Source organism: Streptomyces sp. P17, assembly GCF_032436805.1.
Classification (GTDB): domain Bacteria; phylum Actinomycetota; class Actinomycetes; order Streptomycetales; family Streptomycetaceae; genus Streptomyces.
Map to the genome: position 1 here is coordinate 1 of NZ_JAVRBF010000567.1, position 300 is coordinate 300.

Sequence of the window (300 nt, forward strand, 5' to 3'; positions counted from 1 at the left end):
GCCTTTTAGAATGCAGCATTGCATGACAATTTGGACACACTGGAACTAAATCGTTAATAGGGTCTACTACATAGTGTTTTCCTATATCAGATAATGGCTTTATGTGATGGACATGAATAAAACCAATACCTATTTCACCATAAACATTAGAAAAATCTATTTCACAAACCTTACAAATAGGTTTGTGATGATTAATACATTTTCTACGTGCTTTTGCATTTCGTTCATATCTATTTATTTGAACGGTTGTAGTTTGTCCTTCATAGTATTCATCAGGATAAAAAATCGGGTGATTTGATT

Annotated in this window: 1 protein-coding gene; it reads right to left on the reverse strand. The window is 32.0% G+C overall.

The window, feature by feature from the left end; all coding sequences use genetic code 11:
• The coding region (locus RMT89_RS42145) for an HNH endonuclease (protein WP_315889046.1) at positions 1 to 300 on the reverse strand (300 nt) is incomplete at both ends.